This is a genomic window from Psychrobacter sp. LFX-11D (assembly GCF_904846475.1).
In the GTDB taxonomy this organism is placed as follows: Bacteria; Pseudomonadota; Gammaproteobacteria; order Pseudomonadales; family Moraxellaceae; genus Psychrobacter; species Psychrobacter cryohalolentis.
Window position 1 is genome coordinate 19,050 of sequence record NZ_CAJHAV010000021.1, and the last position, 17,073, is coordinate 36,122.

Annotated in this window: 13 protein-coding genes and 1 CRISPR repeat array; of the genes, 6 read left to right on the forward strand and 7 right to left on the reverse strand. The window is 43.6% G+C overall.

Annotated features, from left to right (window positions below; genetic code table 11):
• Positions 1 to 43: 43 nt before the first annotated feature.
• The gene (locus tag JMX75_RS12220) at positions 44 to 658 is read right to left on the reverse strand and encodes a transmembrane anchor protein (protein ID WP_201532499.1); all 615 of its coding nucleotides are present in this window, start codon (positions 656 to 658) and stop codon (positions 44 to 46) included.
• A gap of 16 nt (positions 659 to 674) precedes the next feature.
• Positions 675 to 1,415 carry a HupE/UreJ family protein gene (locus tag JMX75_RS12225; protein WP_101204369.1) on the reverse strand — a complete coding sequence of 247 codons (741 nt, stop codon included), beginning with the start codon at positions 1,413 to 1,415 and terminating at the stop codon, positions 675 to 677.
• 261 nt (positions 1,416 to 1,676) lie between these two features.
• Between JMX75_RS12225 and JMX75_RS12230 the strand changes: the two genes are divergently transcribed.
• The 6 genes from JMX75_RS12230 to JMX75_RS12255 all read left to right on the forward strand — a co-directional run bounded on the left by JMX75_RS12230 (position 1,677) and on the right by JMX75_RS12255 (position 8,301).
• Entirely contained in the window at positions 1,677 to 1,955 is a 279-nt protein-coding gene (locus tag JMX75_RS12230; RefSeq protein WP_036590571.1) for a metal-sensing transcriptional repressor, read from the forward strand.
• Between the two features lie 28 nt (positions 1,956 to 1,983).
• On the forward strand, positions 1,984 to 3,306 hold the full coding sequence (locus tag JMX75_RS12235) for an MFS transporter (protein WP_201532500.1): 1,323 nt from the start codon (positions 1,984 to 1,986) through the stop codon (positions 3,304 to 3,306).
• Positions 3,307 to 3,679: 373 nt separating this feature from the next.
• Positions 3,680 to 3,784 (forward strand): transposase, encoded by a 105-nt coding sequence (locus tag JMX75_RS13135; protein WP_227673071.1) that lies wholly within the window; start codon positions 3,680 to 3,682, stop codon positions 3,782 to 3,784.
• Between the two features lie 420 nt (positions 3,785 to 4,204).
• On the forward strand, positions 4,205 to 6,562 hold the full coding sequence (locus tag JMX75_RS12245) for an ATP-binding protein (RefSeq protein ID WP_201532501.1): 2,358 nt from the start codon (positions 4,205 to 4,207) through the stop codon (positions 6,560 to 6,562).
• Between the two features lie 33 nt (positions 6,563 to 6,595).
• A complete protein-coding gene (locus JMX75_RS12250; RefSeq protein WP_201532502.1) occupies positions 6,596 to 7,534 on the forward strand; it encodes a response regulator in 939 nt (312 codons plus the stop codon).
• Between the two features lie 434 nt (positions 7,535 to 7,968).
• Complete coding sequence (locus JMX75_RS12255; RefSeq protein WP_201532503.1) at positions 7,969 to 8,301, forward strand: hypothetical protein; 333 nt, start codon at positions 7,969 to 7,971, stop codon at positions 8,299 to 8,301.
• 423 nt (positions 8,302 to 8,724) lie between these two features.
• On the opposite strand, the gene JMX75_RS12260 is transcribed toward JMX75_RS12255, so the two are convergent.
• From JMX75_RS12260 to JMX75_RS13145, 5 genes are all read right to left on the reverse strand, one after another.
• The gene (locus JMX75_RS12260; RefSeq protein ID WP_201532504.1) at positions 8,725 to 9,885 is read right to left on the reverse strand and encodes a hypothetical protein; all 1,161 of its coding nucleotides are present in this window, start codon (positions 9,883 to 9,885) and stop codon (positions 8,725 to 8,727) included.
• Entirely contained in the window at positions 9,872 to 12,052 is a 2,181-nt protein-coding gene (locus tag JMX75_RS12265) for a site-specific integrase (protein ID WP_181210938.1), read from the reverse strand. Before JMX75_RS12265 ends, JMX75_RS12260 begins: the two co-directional genes overlap by 14 nt.
• 233 nt (positions 12,053 to 12,285) lie before the next feature.
• Complete coding sequence (locus tag JMX75_RS12270; RefSeq protein ID WP_181210937.1) at positions 12,286 to 12,609, reverse strand: hypothetical protein; 324 nt, start codon at positions 12,607 to 12,609, stop codon at positions 12,286 to 12,288.
• 803 nt (positions 12,610 to 13,412) lie between these two features.
• Positions 13,413 to 13,547: a hypothetical protein gene (locus JMX75_RS13140; protein WP_413786640.1), complete on the reverse strand. Its 135-nt coding sequence runs from the start codon at positions 13,545 to 13,547 to the stop codon at positions 13,413 to 13,415.
• 125 nt (positions 13,548 to 13,672) lie between these two features.
• Complete coding sequence (locus tag JMX75_RS13145) at positions 13,673 to 13,870, reverse strand: hypothetical protein (protein WP_413786641.1); 198 nt, start codon at positions 13,868 to 13,870, stop codon at positions 13,673 to 13,675.
• A 319-nt stretch (positions 13,871 to 14,189) separates the two neighbouring features.
• Positions 14,190 to 17,039: a CRISPR direct-repeat array (repeat unit 32 nt; unit sequence GTTTCAATCCACGCACCCGTGAAGGTGCGAAC).
• The last annotated feature ends 34 nt before the right edge of the window (positions 17,040 to 17,073 follow it).

Genomic DNA, 17,073 nt, shown 5'->3' on the forward strand with positions numbered 1-17,073 from the left:
GGCTCTAATCAGGTAATAACGGCACGAACCACTCCCTACTTTTTTACATCGTTTTAATAGTGCTGTAATCGCCACGGGTACGTAAAACAACTTGAACATCTGAATCGCCACGATTTCGCCAGAACCAACCGTGATTACCTGTAAATGCGGCCTCTAAAACGCCTTCATCAGAAGCAACCCCGCGACCTTTCTCATAGCTAATGGCTTTACCCAAGGCATCACCGTGAGTATCAAAATTAACCTCACCGCCAGTGACTGCCCAAGAGTAATTTGCTTTATCACCTTCAGACATTTTCATTTTAATTTCTATTCCTTCACCTGGAGTCAGAGTAAAAGGGATTTCATCACGCCACTGCCCACTAGTTACAGTAGTATCTGCAATTGTGGCATTCACTGCTTTTTCAGTCACATTATCAATATCAGTTGTTAGTAAACCAGCAGCGTCGGCAGCAGCTTCTTCTGCCAGCTGTTGTTTAACTTGTCCCATCTCTGTTAATCGAAGCAGTTTACCAACCCCAGTTGGATCAATACCGTATTCTGCCGGTAGAACCACTGTAAATAAAAGAACTATTGCTGCGATTATAGCCAGAATAGTAGATTTTATGAGTTGATTTGAAGAGGGCAGCTCAGCTTGTGAAGGGGTGTCACTGTTATACATATTAGAAATCCTTGGGTTATTGAGACATTAAATAGCCAGTAAGCTGCATGCCCACTAAAATAAATCCTGCGCTCATCATGGCAACGTTGGCGGTATAAGCGTTACGGATGAAACTTGACGTGCGTCGCCAGTAGCTCATGCCAATCAATATGATTGCTAGAGCTAATAGTTGCCCAATCTCCACACCCACGTTAAATGCGAGTAAGTTAGGTAGCAGGCCGTCAGGAGACATATCGTATTCTAGAATCTTAGTTGACAACCCAAAGCCATGGAAAAGACCAAATATAAGTACCGCTATTTTTGTATTTGGTTGATATCCGAACCATCGCTGGAAAGCACCAATGTTGTCTAAAGCTTTATAAACAACAGAGAGGCCAATAATTGCATCAATCAGATAACTATTTATACCAATGTTGAAATACACACCTAAAATCATCGTGGTGGAATGACCTAATGCGAATAGGCTCACATAGACACCAATATGTTTCATACGGTAAAGAAAGAAGATGACCCCGAAGAGGAACAGTATATGGTCATATCCCGTTATCATGTGCTTAGCACCCAAGTACATAAAGGGTAAAATATTGACTCCTGAAATTTCCTGAATATAACCTTTATCACCCGCTGTAACAGCGTGAGCAAAAGCTTCGTTACTGCCAAAAATGACACAGGAAAGCAGTACCGAAAGTAACAGCAGACGGGTCTGCCAAGTCGCCCATGACGAGCTTGTTGACCTATTATGAGCATAGCTGTGCATTGAGAATCCTATGGTGTGAAATAATGGATACGCGGCCTAATGTAATACAATAAAAAATTTTGAACTCATTCAATAGAAAGTAATTATGACTGGCACCTCAAAGCACTTTCTTACAGATAGGGCACATAAAATACGAATTTTTTAAATGCAAACCGAGCAATTAAGGAGTAAGATGATATCCCCTAGGGGGGGATTAGGTCAATAAAAAATTAAGTTTTTATCGGGTATAATTGCGCTCTCTAGAGGAAGGACACTGCCATTATGAAAAAACCGCACATACACGAGTCTCATCCAGCTGTTATCACACGCCTTAAAAAAGCGAATGGTCATCTAAGCAGTACGATAGAGATGTTGGTTGAGGGTCGAACTTGCCTTGATGTAGCCCAACAGCTGCAAGCGGTAGAAAACGCAATTCACCAAGCTAAGAAAATTTTAATCCAAGACCATTTGGATCATTGCCTTGAAGACTTATTAGGGGCTGTTGACAAAGATCAGCAGAATTCTATCAAGGAGTTCAAGGAGATAACCCGTTACCTGTAAGATCAATCGCCTGATCTAAAGAGCTCTCATGCTTAGTATCTTTGCCAACCGAACTTATCGTCATTTATTTGCCGCGCAAGTCATTGCCCTGATTGGTACTGGTCTAGCTACTGTGGCGCTAGGCCTTTTGGCTTTTGATTTGGCTGGTAATAATGCTGGGGTCGTCATGGGAGCCGCATTGGCCATCAAGATGGTTGCTTATGTTGGTATCGCACCAATCGCAGCAGCCTTTGCCGAACGACTGCCCAAACGCACGATGTTGGTATCGCTGGATGTGATACGAGCAGGTGTAGCACTGCTTTTGCCGTTTGTTTCCCAAATTTGGGAAGTTTATGTACTAATCTTTGTGTTGCAAGCAGCCTCAGCGGCCTTCACGCCGACTTTTCAGGCCACTATTCCTGATGTTCTACCTGATGAAGCGGACTATACAAAAGCCTTGTCTCTCTCACGCCTTGCGTACGATATGGAAAGTCTGGTCAGTCCTATGTTAGCGGCGGCATTACTGACAGTAATGAGCTTTCATAATCTGTTTACGGGGACAGTGCTGGGGTTTTTAGCCTCTGCCCTATTGGTAGTATCGGTGGTACTGCCCCCACATGCTATACCAGAGCGTCGTAGCATTTATGATAGAACCACGCGTGGTATTCGAATCTATTTAGCCACACCTCGATTGCGCGGATTGCTCGCAGTCAATGTTGCCGTTTCTGCCGCAGCGTCTATGGTTTTTGTAAATACGGTTGTAATCATTCAGGGTGGCATGGGACTCACTCAGAGTGCAGTGGCATTAGCCTTAGCGAGCTTTGGCGCTGGTTCTATGATTGCTGCATTGGCTTTGCCAAGCCTACTAAGTAAGCTGACAGACCGTAGGGTCATGTTAAGCGGTGTAGGGCTGTTAGTGGTGGGTATGTTCGCTGGTACATTGATGATGGGACAAAACTCACTTATGGCCTTATGGTTCGTGTTAGGTTTGGGTTATTCTGCTGCTCAAACTCCCTCTGGCCGCTTGCTATGGCGATCCTCACATCAAGAAGATCGCCCAGCACTGTTTGCCGCTCAGTTTGCTTTATCTCATGTCAGTTGGTTGGTATTTTACCCCTTGGCAGGTTGGTTAGGTGCTCATTACAGTATGACTGTTGCTTTTGCAGTATTAGGCGGTGCTGCTGCACTAGCGGTATGGGCGGCTTTTAGAGTCTGGCCGTCTATTGATTTAACAGAGATTGAACATGAGCATTTCAATCTACCAGAGGGTCATATCCATGCTACTGGATCTCCTACACCCAACGGGATACGACATACCCATCCTTTCGTAGTCGATGACTATCATCCGCGTTGGCCGAGCTCAGGTCATTGATTTTGAATCTGTACATGGGGATTCGCTATTTTATAATGAAAAGTACACTTCTATGTATACTGAGCTACCATAAATAACTTTGACTACTGATATAGATAGCCTACAGCTAAACACTCGAGTCTTCAATAGGGTACCGAAATCACTGAATAATGTAATACTTGTTGAGGTGCTTTCATTGGGTTCAATTCCCTATATGGAAATCGAACTTCTAGTGTTGGATATGAATTTAATGGCTATGAGGTCGATAGCATGGGTCATCATCATTAAGCTTTCTTATTAAAATTTCCTAAGTTAGTTTCTACAGTATTGTCAGCATAGGTCAATAACGCAAGCTTTCATAAACGCGTGCAAAAGCTAATTAATAGGCACGGCGATCGCCTGTTATTTTTTACCACCATATAGCCCTGATCTAAATCCTATCGAGAAGATGTGGGCACAAGCTAAATTTCTACGCCTAGGATGGATGGATAGAGAATAATCTATCTAAACTATTTCATGATATGGGCTGTATCGATTTTATATTAAACTGACTATAGTCGCTTCTTTTCTCCATGGTCCAATTAGAGTGGGCTTTCCCATAATAAGGACTGTCTCTTTAGCTATACTTTTTTCATTATCTAAAGCAATAATGGCATTGCCAAGCCTGACGTAGGCTCGCAATAAGAGGAATGTCGTTTATGCTAAAAAAGTCGCAAAAATAAATAATGAAGAGATCATATAGCTGCTGCGCATAGACAGACAATAGCTACCATACGGTAAAACACGATTATTGTCATCGTATTGTCATAACGGCATCGTATCCTTGAGCTCACTATAAATAGCGGTTGCGTATCACTCATATCTTTAGTCATTCACTGATTTGTTGATAACAGTTAGCGCATAGATATCAGGTGTGTTTATGAAGGTTGTTGATCGGTTTGGTAGTATCTCCACCCGTATACTGATTATTTTAACATTGGCTTTTTTACTCATTATTTTGCTGGTGTATTGGGTCATCGAAACCCAAGCCAAGCCGCGCATACTGGAGATGACCTCAGAGACAGTGGTTGAAACAGGTAATGAAGCCATCAATAGCATTATGGCGAATATCAACCATGTCGACGGATTGGCCAAAGCCACCAGTACGATGGCGGGCGGGTTACCAAAACAAGACATCCTTTATAAAGAAACCTTTGGCAATCTCATGCAACAAATGGATCAACGCATTGTAGGCGGCGGCGTATGGTTTGACCCAAATATGTACGCTGAGGGTCGAGAACGCCAGTCGTTTGTATGGTCACGTGATGAGTCAGGCAGCATGCAGCCATTAGAGCGTTACAATCAAGCGCGCCAAACCCCGAATCCCTATTATCGTGATTGGTGGTACATTCCTGCAATGTACGCGCGTCATGACCACTGTGTCTGGAGCCGTGCCTATGTCGATCCGGTGAGTAATCAGCCGATGATGACGTGTGCCAAGGCATTATACGATAGTCGCAATCAGGCTTTTGATGGAGTGGTGAGTTTCAATCTGCTATTAGACAACCTCGGCGAGGCGATGGAAAAGTGGCAAGATAAGCTGGGTGGTTATGTCTTTTTGGTAGACTTGGACAATCGATTTTTGACCTTCCCCGATCAGTCGATGGTCATGCACGCGACTAAAGATAGCGGTCAGGACGAGGTCGTAACGGCACGGCAGTTGGCAGATGCCAACCCTAGCTTTGCCCCTATTGCGGACAGTCTAGATAGTATTAATCAGACACTGATAGATGAGGCAGTAGCCAAAGATGAAAGCCGCTATACGCTCGCTGCACGTAGTATTCTAAGTACGACCAATCTGAATAAAATCAGCGAGCAAGAGTCCAAATTACTGTCAGCATTACTGCTACTAAATATCGATCAAACGTTTAATTTGGTAGACAGTCATTTGATCGACACCATCGCTGTGCCCAATGACTTTGTGTTGCAGCAGCCCGCCACTGCCTTCGTTTTTCGCATGCCGTTTACGTATTGGAAGATGGTCATCGTTAAGCCTGATAATGACCTGATGAGCGTGGCAAATGCGCTGTCCAATAAACTGATTCAAGCCATGCTGCTGGGTTTCATTCCTATCTTATTGTTGACCGCATGGGTATTTCGTCGCTACTTTACGCGGCCGCTAAAGCACATGGCACAGTCAGTGGCTGATATGGGGTTGTTGATTGAGCAAAAAAAATATCAACAATTAAGCGCGCACAAACTCCCTCATTCAAATGTCAGCGAGATTCAAATTATTAGTGAGCAGACCAATCAATTGATTGATCGCGTCGTCGAGAATGAAGGTGCACTGGCTGAAATCAATGTGCATCTAGAAAAACAAGTTGCCGCACGCACACAAGATTTACAGCAAGCCATGGATGAGTTAAAAGCCTCACAAGTACATCTGGTGCGTTCTGAAAAAATGGCTACCCTTGGCCAAATGGTGGCAGGTGTGGCGCATGAGGTCAACACGCCGCTAGGCTACGTGCGTAGTAACATGGAATTGGTTGGCGATAATCTCATGCGTTTTGATGAGTTGCTACAACATACTGATCAATTATTGCAGGTCTTAAAAGCACCAACTATTAATCAAGAACAAGTCGAGCAACTGATAGAGCAAACCTTACAATGCTGTGAGGAAATTAAAGAAGATGAGGTCAGTGAAGATTTGGCCGATTTGATTAAAGATGGACTTTACGGCGTCGATCAGATTGCTGAGCTGGTCGTCAGCTTACGCGACTTTTCTCGAATTGATGAATCTAAGGTAAAAGATGTCGATATCAATGATTGCATCAATACCTCATTGATTATGGCGCGCAATAATTTAAAAACTCTAGTCGTCAAAACCAATCTAGCCGAGCTGCCACCGATTCAATGTAATCCTTCACAAATCAACCAAGTATTATTGAACCTATTTAATAATGCCGCCCAAGCCATGCCGATTGACCATAAAGGGATACTGCAAGTCAGCTCGTCTATCGATAAGGCGCAGCAGCACATTGTCGTGAGTGTCAAAGACAATGGTGTCGGTATCCAAGAAAATACGCTGGCGAAGATTTTTGAGCCATTTTTTACCACCAAAAAAGCAGGCGATGGCACAGGGCTAGGGTTGGCCATTACGGCACAAATCATCGAGCAACATGGTGGATATATCGAGGTTAGTTCAATCGTTGGCGCGGGCACGACCTTTACCATCAAACTGCCGATACAGTCTAGCGCTCATGAACCTAAACCTTCACAAGCCTTATTTGAAAGTTAAGAGACTTCCCATCACTTATTTAAAGAGAGCGTCATGCAAAAACCAAAAATCGCTTTTATCGATGATGAGCCACGTATTTTACGCAGTTTAAAAATGCATTTTCGCCAGTCACATGATGTATTTATCACCACTGATGCTAGCGAATTGATGAAGTATGTCAGCGAGCATGATGTGCAAGTGGTCATCAGCGACCAACGCATGCCAGATAAGCAAGGTACAGAAGTGTTACGTGATATCAAAGCGGCCTCACCAAATACACTGCGTATTTTACTGACTGGCTATGCTGATTTGAATGCAGTGATTGACTCTGTGAACGAGGGCGAAATTTATCGTTATATCACAAAGCCATGGCAAAATGATGAGCTTAAACAAATCGTCAATAAAGCCACAGAAATTGCTCAGCAAACTCAAGAAATCACCCAAAACACTATGCAAGGTAATGATACTCAAAAAGTTAGTGGTGGCATCACTGGTAGCAATCGTAATATATTGGTATTAGATGACGACGAGAGCGTCTATCAGCAAATAAAAAGTCACTTTAAGAGTGCTTATACCGTGAGTTGGGCCAGTAACCTTGAACAGGCAGCAAAGTTATTACAAAAAAAACGCTTTGGCGTCACTATTACGGATTCGACACTCAATAAAGAAAATATTACCCCCATTGTTTATGCCTTAAAAAACATCCAGCCAGATTTGATGGTTCTGATGCTGACTGAATTCAAAGACGCCCATATGGTCATTGATTTAATTAATAAAGGTCAAGTATATCGCTGTCTACCACGGCCGACCAACTTCTCTATCATGAGTATCAGTCTGGATCGCGCTTTTGATCATCACGAAAGATTGGTAGAACAGCCGATACTGGCGGCTCGCCATCACGTCGAAGAAGTGACAGAATTGGAGGCTTTGAATTTTTCTGAGAGACTTAAGGGTTTCTTTGCCAAGTTCAGAGGTTGGCGCATTATTAGATAGAATATAGCCTCAGATATAATCAATAATGGCACTCCTAGCTTCAGCGAATGTCTGACTGCTGTGATATGTCATCTGTCGCGCCTTAGCGGTCAGTACACTGTCTGTCAGGGGAGTCTGAGACTGAGATGGTAAAGCCCACCACACGCCGGGCATATAAATCTAAAACAACGGCTAGATAGCACCAGCCGCTTTTGATACGAATATAAGTGACATCGCCCGTCTAAATTTGATTGAGCGTAGTTGGGTTAAAATTGCGGTTTAATAGGTTCTTATGGGCTTTATACGAGTCCCTGTTGAGTGTCCAGCAATACCGGAACGGTTCAGTTGAAAGCTGTAGTTAATTACAATAATTGTGATGATGTCATTAGTTTGTCACATCAGAAATTTAGTATAGCGAATTATAAATTCTTAAGTACAAGACAGCGGGAAAGATAATGTTCGCCACAAAAAAGCTTAGTGATATACAAGTTAGTCAGCAAAGTTTTGACGCCATCATGATGTTAGCAATCACTACGGTCTCAGATGATATTGGTAGTGCACCTACCGCCGATACGCCCTTGTTTGATGAGGCGCATGAAGCTTATTGTGCCCAGCTTTTGCAGAGTATCATTGGGTGGCAAGAAGAGAACAATCAAGACCGATTATTTGATGCCAATGCTACCCAAAGTTACGATTTTGCTAAGCGTGAGGCATTAATAAAAGTTGCAGAGACGAAGCTCTATAACGCACTGCATAAGGATGATTGTATTAATAAGGAGATGATGTAGTGGTATGTTAACCAAGTTAATAAACTATAAAAAATAAAGCAAGGAAGAGCGTGTTTGTCTAGGTGTTATGATATGACTTAAGCCACGCCGCACTGTTGTGTTATATTTTCTATACTGTATGAGTTTCACTAAGTATAGCTAAGCAAGTCCTAAACGAAAGATACCTCTCTGGTTCTTTCGTTTTTTTTATGTTGAGGCGATAATGATATAGTAAGCTCAGTATAAAAACGATACAGCGGGACTAGAATGAATTTTTTGCAGCCTCTGTCTGCGCAGGCACAGTAAGCTAGAAAAATTTATACTAGTGCTGCCTCAAAACATGATGTATCGGTTTTATATGGATTAGACTATAGAGCAAACTGATGAAACGCTCTAGTTCCTATAAGATTAGCAGCTTGGATCAGTCATAAATTTCTAGCTTTCTTAGTCACGATAAGCTTCTGTTAATACACTTAGTTTACCAAGTTTGGTTCTACATTTTTCTGAGCATAGCTCAATACTAGCGTCATCGAGATCCTCCCAGTAGTAACTGGCATAATATAAAAACCTTGAAAAGGGAAGTGGCTTAATACCCAAAGGCTTGATCACGTCAGACAAAGCCACGGCCAAGTATTGTTTTATCTTATCTTCTGACAGTTTGGCAATGATAGGTTCAAACTCTACTTGACTACTTTTTGTATGATAACGCATCAGCCAACACTGACTGACCATATCTACAACGATTTGCTTGGTGTTATAAAGCTGGTCACTTTCTTCTTCTCGCTCGTTACCAAAGCGCTTTTGCACAAAACGCGGTGAGATTACTATCCTTTCTTTGATGAATGGCTGATACTCTTTGGCGAGCAATGAGATAAGCCACCCTTGAAGCATTTGTACCTCGTTAATGCCGCCATATATAATCCCTGAGAATATCAGCCAGCCTATGATTTTCTCTTGGCTGTAATCGGTTGTTTGCTCCCAATTATGCTCTACTGCGCTAATAATTTTGACCAGTGCCTTACCGTCTTTTAACCAAGCTGTATTTGTAATTAGTGGATTGATTTTAGTAGGCTGTGGCGCGATTATTTTAGGATAGTGATGCTCAGCAAGCATATAGTGCTTATTTTGATAGTCAATGAACTTAACGACGACTTGCCAGACATGCTTGAGTGTTCTAGATGACTCGTAAGCTTTTGCAATTTTGTTTTCAATGATTGGCTGAAACTCATCAAATCCCTCTTGAGACAATGGTTTCAATTGCTTATAAAGCTCTCCCTGAAATTGGTTTAAAGATTGACTCCAAGATAGCCATGACAAATCAAAATAATCGCTAGAGCTTGGCAAAAATGAAAAGATGCGCTCATCGGGCCAAAGCGCTTGTTGGTAAGATTTATTGAAAGACTTTATGAATCCAATACTTCCAGGATGAATCCTTTTCAATGACTCCCACTCAGTCTGTAAATCGGCGAGTAGCTGTATCTCACGTGTCCTCACTGTGTCACTGTCTTTGATTATAGATGGATAAGGCACGTAGCGCTTTTTTCTACCATCAAACTTTGCTAAGTCATCAATAATTTTTGGTAGCTGTATTTCATTTATTAGCATGGTCAACCTCTGCAGTGCTTGTGCCAACATGATTTGGATAGTGGTTAACTGTGATATCTGATAACCCAAGCTGTGCTGCGATCTGTTCAAACACGGATGCTACACGCTTAATATCTGCTTTACTACTTGATGAGAAGCGCCCCAATACTTCTTGACGAGCTTTTTCATGACCAATAACCGTGTTAATCAGCGATAAGGAAACGCCAAGCTTTTCAAGCTGCGTACGAACAAAGTGACGTGTCCAATAGGGATTGGCGTCAATGATGTGCTTGGTCATATGATAAGCATCGCCACGCTTAATGTCTTTAAGAGTAGGAGAGTTAGCAGTAGGAGCTCGCTCAGACAACAGCTTTAATAGTGCTTCATCATTACCTAAACGTATATTGTCAATGATAGCGCTGATATCATGATGACCTTGGTGCTTTGCCTGATAGTTGATTAAATACGCTCTATAGTCTGTTAGATGGCGTATAAGTGTGGGGCATAGCGGAATGAGACGATCACTTTTGACCTTCTTAACTGGCTTGTCATTGATGAGCAGCCAACCCATATCAAGATCGATATCGTACATCCTGCCAAGACCGTTGTTTGGTCGCACGCCGGTTAAAAGGCAAAAGACAAACCATACAAAAATACTGGTTCTATTAAAGAGCTCCTCATCGTTTGAACTTTGATCGGTCCAGTACTTCATCTCATTTACGATGTCGCAAACTGTCTCAATCTTCAGCGCAAACGCTGAGCCCACCGTATATTTATGCCAAGGGGTGATATAAGTTAAGTCAAAATCACTGTTGCTATTAAATATACCCAGTGCTGATTTATAGTGAGCCATAAGTGCTTCGCTGGTGTGGCTACTATAGTACATCGCAGGAGCATGGGGCGCAGGCGTACGACAGATGATATCAGCGATATGCGCATGGCAATCTGGCGTATAGCGAGAGAGCACGACATGTAGTGCAGTCTCTATACGATTGACGGACAGGTAAGGCAATCCAAGGCTGCTACGTAAGGCGGCAAGATAAGCCGTAAAATCTTCTTTTAATGGCAACTCGCAAGCAAGTAAATCATCTATAAGCCACAATGGCAGTGGAACTTTGATGGTATCAAAAATATTTTCATAATCCTTTTCGGGCAATGTTTGGCTTGTGGACCTTTTAGTAATACCTAAGCTGTGTTTAATGTAATACTTTTTACCATTAAGGTTAAAGATGTCACGATGACCGATATAGCCGGGTATTAGTAAGGACTTAACTGGCAGCCCGGTAATCATAGATAACAGTAAAATACCCGCACAGGTTTTATCAGTCTCTGATTCTGGTAAGGTGCTTGCGTCTTGGTTGAGCGCAGAAAATAACGCTTGATAGCCGGCAAGGGCGAGTAAGCGCGTGTTAGAGTTAAGCGCGAGATTGCGCTGAGATATATAGTTTTGCTGTAGCGATAAATCTATAGTTTGGAGCGGTATAGAGTTTTTGATTAACGGGTTTGGATATTCGCCATAGCTGACATAGGGTGCCTCATAGTGGTCAATACGCTCTTCAAAGCTGGTGGTTAACCCTTCATGGCTTTCAGTATTAGCTTCTAAAAATGCAAAATCTATGGCGATAGCGCTGTGTTCTATATCATCATGTGTGTTACCCCATGCATCATTACTAGGCGTAGTATTCCAGTTGTGACTCGTTGCAGTAGAGTCTAAGGGTAATTTCGATGTGTTGTCTGCTAAGTTGATAGCTATAATTTTAATATGTTTAGGCGGCTTCTTATACTTGGGTCTAGGCTTGCGTAACGCATGCGCATTTTTATAGGCGGTCGTTATTTTTTCTATTTGGCTCAGTTTATCTTTTGCTACTTTCTTTTCTTCGGCATGAGTAGCTTGCTTATCATTTAACAATTCATATGCACTTTTTTGCTGCTCTAATAGATCAGTGAAAATGGTACATATGCTTTCCACACGCATGCTCATTTGAGGTAAATCAGGTAGTTCATGCCAAATCCATATTCGTCTAGGAGATCCTGAAAACTGCGCCTGTTTAAATTGCATCAGTATATTTTTGGTGTGTTGTTTTGTACTATGCTGCATCAGCATCACACTGGTGTGCATTGCTATGGCTAGCCAAATTAACCGTTTCTGTAGGTAGTCATGCTGATGTTCATTGATAGAATGTTGCATGAGAATGAGCAATTGCATGATGAGTGGTTTTTTTGCTAGTTCTGATTTACTAATAGTCAAAGAAAGCCGAGGGACTGGCCTTCTTTGTAATACCTGTAATGTTAATCTTAGTAGGTTTTGAGGATTATCATCTGGCTGTCTATAGCTATTGTGTACTGCTAAAGTGATCTCAGATATGGCAGTCGATACTGTTTTTGGATATATAAAATTTTGGTCATTCTCAGTATTCTCAGTCATAAAACACCCTCAGAAGGTCGCTTGTAATAAGTTTGCTCACTTATATTTATAAGCCGACAAAATGTAGCAATAGTAAAAATATTTTTACCAAATAATTTTTTATTCATCTCTCGATCCAAGATTTTGTTTAGCTGCGTGTAAATGAGCTTGATATCTATCTTCTTGTTATGTTGAGCAATGAGCTTGGTAAGCTCGTAAAAACTGATGTCAAAATCAAACTGATTCTTTGGTATATATTTCACGTCTACTTCTTTTCTTAATACATCAAAATCAATATAAGGGCTTTTTGCTATATGCAATAGCTCAAAGTTATTGAGCAAGAACCACTTTTCCTCCTCTTTCACAAAGCAGGTAAGTTTTGAGCAAGCATTACTTTGCTCAAGTTCGATAGCCTAGCTATTCAGAAGTGGTCTGATATGGCAGGTATAAATATCAAACAGACTAATGATTTCTGAATATACAAGCACATTGATTGTTTGTAGTTTAGCGATCGATAGTGATTTCATATCTTTCCCACTAAGATATCGAGTTGATGACTTGGTCGTTATATCCTGTGTATTGACCTCCACTAATAATTTACGAGTATTAGCAAACAATTAAAAGCCAATTTGTGAGGTTTTGAGGCAAAAACTTAAATTAAGCGACAGCATATGACGTGCTATTTAGTTTTATGTTTATAGATATAGGATCTACGCCCAAATTTGAAAAGTTAGTTAACTAGAAGTATTTCAATCCACACACCCGTGATGGGTGCGAAACGATCAGGCGTACTACACGCTTATTGATCGTGTTTCAATCCACACACCCGTGATGGGTGCGAAAATTAATTGCAGCTAAGCGACTGCCTATATCCCCTTTTCAATCCACACACCCGTGATGGGTGCGAACTTATTCAAGCCAAAGCCATAACCGCTTGCTGTGTCGTTTCAATCCACGCGCCCGTGATGGACGCGAAAGATAATAGCGGCTGCATCCAACACGCAGTAAAGTTTCAATCCACGCGCCCGTGATGGACGCGAAGATGCTAAAGAATGGGCTTGGGATAACTACAATAAGTTTCAATCCACGCGCCCGTGATGGACGCGAATTTACTACACACTAATGATAGAGTAATGATTATGTTTCAATCCACGCGCCCGTGATGGACGCGAATATTCAGGCTCATTTCTTGGCGCACAGGGCGTGGTTTCAATCCACGCGCCCGTGATGGACGCGAATAACGGCTCGACATACCAATCGGGCGTCTGTTTTGTTTCAATCCACGCGCCCGTGATGGACGCGAATAGGGATATATTTATAATTAGGTACAGAATTAGTTTCAATCCACGCGCCCGTGATGGACGCGAAATAGTTTCGACTAACGAAGCATCAAACTGAATAGTTTCAATCCACGCGCCCGTGATGGACGCGAACAAAATCAGATATGATTGACTCTCTTATCTCCTGTTTCAATCCACGCGCCCGTGATGGACGCGAAGATACTGTTGCTGCAAAAGTCATTGCTAATGCCGTTTCAATCCACGCGCCCGTGATGGACGCGAATTCAAGCGGTAATGTCAACATCTCACCATAGGGTTTCAATCCACGCGCCCGTGATGGACGCGAAGACGACTTGGAGACAGCAGAAACGGTTATCGCACTGTTTCAATCCACGCGCCCGTGATGGACGCGAAAGTAATCACGCGTAGCAAACTATCGACCGCTGGTTTCAATCCACGCGCCCGTGATGGACGCGAATTCCTCACTTATCATCTTTTCGTAATACGTTTTGTTTCAATCCACGCGCCCGTGATGGACGCGAAGATTATGGCGGACACTTTGCGCCGCATGATATCGTTTCAATCCACGCGCCCGTGATGGACGCGAACTTGCTATTCGCACCTTAAGCGAAGGTGAGGAAGTTTCAATCCACGCACCCGTGAAGGTGCGAACTGTTTGTTTTGGTTTATTTTCTTTACTAAAAGTTTCAATCCACGCACCCGTGAAGGTGCGAACCCTGAATCTGACTGATAGAGCTGACCCAACGCCAGTTTCAATCCACGCACCCGTGAAGGTGCGAACCCTCACTCATTGCAACCGCCATCATCTTGCGTCTTGGTTTCAATCCACGCACCCGTGAAGGTGCGAACGCAATGTTTGATGCGTTCATTAAGCAGCTGCAAGTTTCAATCCACGCACCCGTGAAGGTGCGAACGCGAAGGCAATGCGAACGCATTACCAACGCAATCCGTTTCAATCCACGCACCCGTGAAGGTGCGAACGTATATCTCCAGGTCATTTCTCGCCCAAAAACTAGTTTCAATCCACGCACCCGTGAAGGTGCGAACCAGTCACGTATGTCTTTTAAGCGGTCGATGCTGTTTCAATCCACGCACCCGTGAAGGTGCGAACGCTCGCTCACTCTTATGCGGTCAATCTCTTTTGGGTTTCAATCCACGCACCCGTGAAGGTGCGAACCGCCGTTTGGCTTGTTCTCAGCGCGTTTCTGTGGGTTTCAATCCACGCACCCGTGAAGGTGCGAACATAGCACGCCAGCGCGGTTGCTGCTCAATCTCATGTTTCAATCCACGCACCCGTGAAGGTGCGAACATCATTGTATTTTATTGATGAGTCGGCATTTTTAGTTTCAATCCACGCACCCGTGAAGGTGCGAACCACTCAATAACGAATTTTTGCTTACGGTCTTGATGTTTCAATCCACGCACCCGTGAAGGTGCGAACACCTAACGGATGGGGCGATATTGACGGATTGATAGTTTCAATCCACGCACCCGTGAAGGTGCGAACGCGCTTGCTCTCGCTGTCCCTCAGTTGATCGGTGTTTCAATCCACGCACCCGTGAAGGTGCGAACTCGTCTTTGCTTTGGTCATTCAGCACCTCATCGATGTTTCAATCCACGCACCCGTGAAGGTGCGAACGTTTCGCTAATTTTTACAAACTCCTCGTCCATCGTTTCAATCCACGCACCCGTGAAGGTGCGAACGTCTAACGCTTCTATTTTATCGACACGGCTCATGTTTCAATCCACGCACCCGTGAAGGTGCGAACGAATTGCTTTAAATATCTATACAGAGCAGGTAAGTTTCAATCCACGCACCCGTGAAGGTGCGAACATCACTATGGATATGGGTATCAAAAGTAGTTCTGTTTCAATCCACGCACCCGTGAAGGTGCGAACTCCTGACGGTTCAGTATATTAATAATCACTCGTAGTTTCAATCCACGCACCCGTGAAGGTGCGAACAAATCTCAACACCGTTCTTGTCAGTTAGACCCGTGTTTCAATCCACGCACCCGTGAAGGTGCGAACGATTCAAGATTAAAAGCGTCACCAACCTTGGCACGTTTCAATCCACGCACCCGTGAAGGTGCGAACAATACGCAAAAGGACACCACTATGACTCCTGAAGTTTCAATCCACGCACCCGTGAAGGTGCGAACACCAAAGCGTTAGCGTATTACGCTAGTCGTGAGTTTCAATCCACGCACCCGTGAAGGTGCGAACCTACCGCTCGCAGAGTAAGGCGTAAGATAGATGTTTCAATCCACGCACCCGTGAAGGTGCGAACGATAGCTTTGAAGATGCAATCATTCTTTTAAAGTTTCAATCCACGCACCCGTGAAGGTGCGAACCCGCATCAGCTGCGCCACTATTGCTATCCAATATGTTTCAATCCACGCACCCGTGAAGGTGCGAACTCATAACCATACTGAACCAGTAGGGCAAGTAGTAGTTTCAATCCACGCACCCGTGAAGGTGCGAACACCAGGTTTAACACGTAGGCGCACAGAAGAACGAGTTTCAATCCACGCACCCGTGAAGGTGCGAACAATCAATAGCCTACAAGCCTTCAAACTACCAAATGTTTCAATCCACGCACCCGTGAAGGTGCGAACCAAAGGATTAACACGCAGACGCACAGAAGAACGAGTTTCAATCCACGCACCCGTGAAGGTGCGAACGATATTATCAATCTTGATTTTGCATCGGGCGTGTTTCAATCCACGCACCCGTGAAGGTGCGAACAAAACTCAGTTGACGAAGTTATAGTGTCTGCTGGCGTTTCAATCCACGCACCCGTGAAGGTGCGAACTGATATCGTTGCTTTGTCTGAGCGTATGATTAAGTTTCAATCCACGCACCCGTGAAGGTGCGAACTACAAGCACGATTTGCACAGCTTGGTAAAGATAAGGTTTCAATCCACGCACCCGTGAAGGTGCGAACCGATATGCAGCGTGACGCATATCTAGTTGCTGAGTTTCAATCCACGCACCCGTGAAGGTGCGAACGCGTTTAGGCGGTCGAGTGCCTGATATTTACGGGTTTCAATCCACGCACCCGTGAAGGTGCGAACGTAAGATTAACTTTATTATAAGCCTATATAAGGTTTCAATCCACGCACCCGTGAAGGTGCGAACTATGCAATTTAGAATCATGAATATTAAGCCTGATGTTTCAATCCACGCACCCGTGAAGGTGCGAACGCGCATCGGCTGCTGTCATTAAGCGAGCACCATAGTTTCAATCCACGCACCCGTGAAGGTGCGAACAGGCTAATACAGACATAAGCGCGTTTGTACGACCCGTTTCAATCCACGCACCCGTGAAGGTGCGAACCTTGATTGGGGAGAGAATGAACAGTGTTGGGAGTTTCAATCCACGCACCCGTGAAGGTGCGAACCTAAAGCCTCGGTTAACCTATTATGCTCTATGAAGTTTCAATCCACGCACCCGTGAAGGTGCGAACCTTGATTGGGGAGAGAATGAACAGTGTTGCGAAC

Coding starts and splice junctions, on each gene's coding strand:
- JMX75_RS12220 (WP_201532499.1), bottom strand. CDS start 658: ATGTATAACAGTGACACCCCTTCACAAGCTGAGCTGCCCTCTTCAAAT.
- JMX75_RS12225 (WP_101204369.1), bottom strand. CDS start 1,415: ATGCACAGCTATGCTCATAATAGGTCAACAAGCTCGTCATGGGCGACT.
- JMX75_RS12230 (WP_036590571.1), top strand. CDS start 1,677: ATGAAAAAACCGCACATACACGAGTCTCATCCAGCTGTTATCACACGC.
- JMX75_RS12235 (WP_201532500.1), top strand. CDS start 1,984: ATGCTTAGTATCTTTGCCAACCGAACTTATCGTCATTTATTTGCCGCG.
- JMX75_RS12245 (WP_201532501.1), top strand. CDS start 4,205: ATGAAGGTTGTTGATCGGTTTGGTAGTATCTCCACCCGTATACTGATT.
- JMX75_RS12250 (WP_201532502.1), top strand. CDS start 6,596: ATGCAAAAACCAAAAATCGCTTTTATCGATGATGAGCCACGTATTTTA.
- JMX75_RS12255 (WP_201532503.1), top strand. CDS start 7,969: ATGTTCGCCACAAAAAAGCTTAGTGATATACAAGTTAGTCAGCAAAGT.
- JMX75_RS12260 (WP_201532504.1), bottom strand. CDS start 9,885: ATGCTAATAAATGAAATACAGCTACCAAAAATTATTGATGACTTAGCA.
- JMX75_RS12265 (WP_181210938.1), bottom strand. CDS start 12,052: ATGCAACATTCTATCAATGAACATCAGCATGACTACCTACAGAAACGG.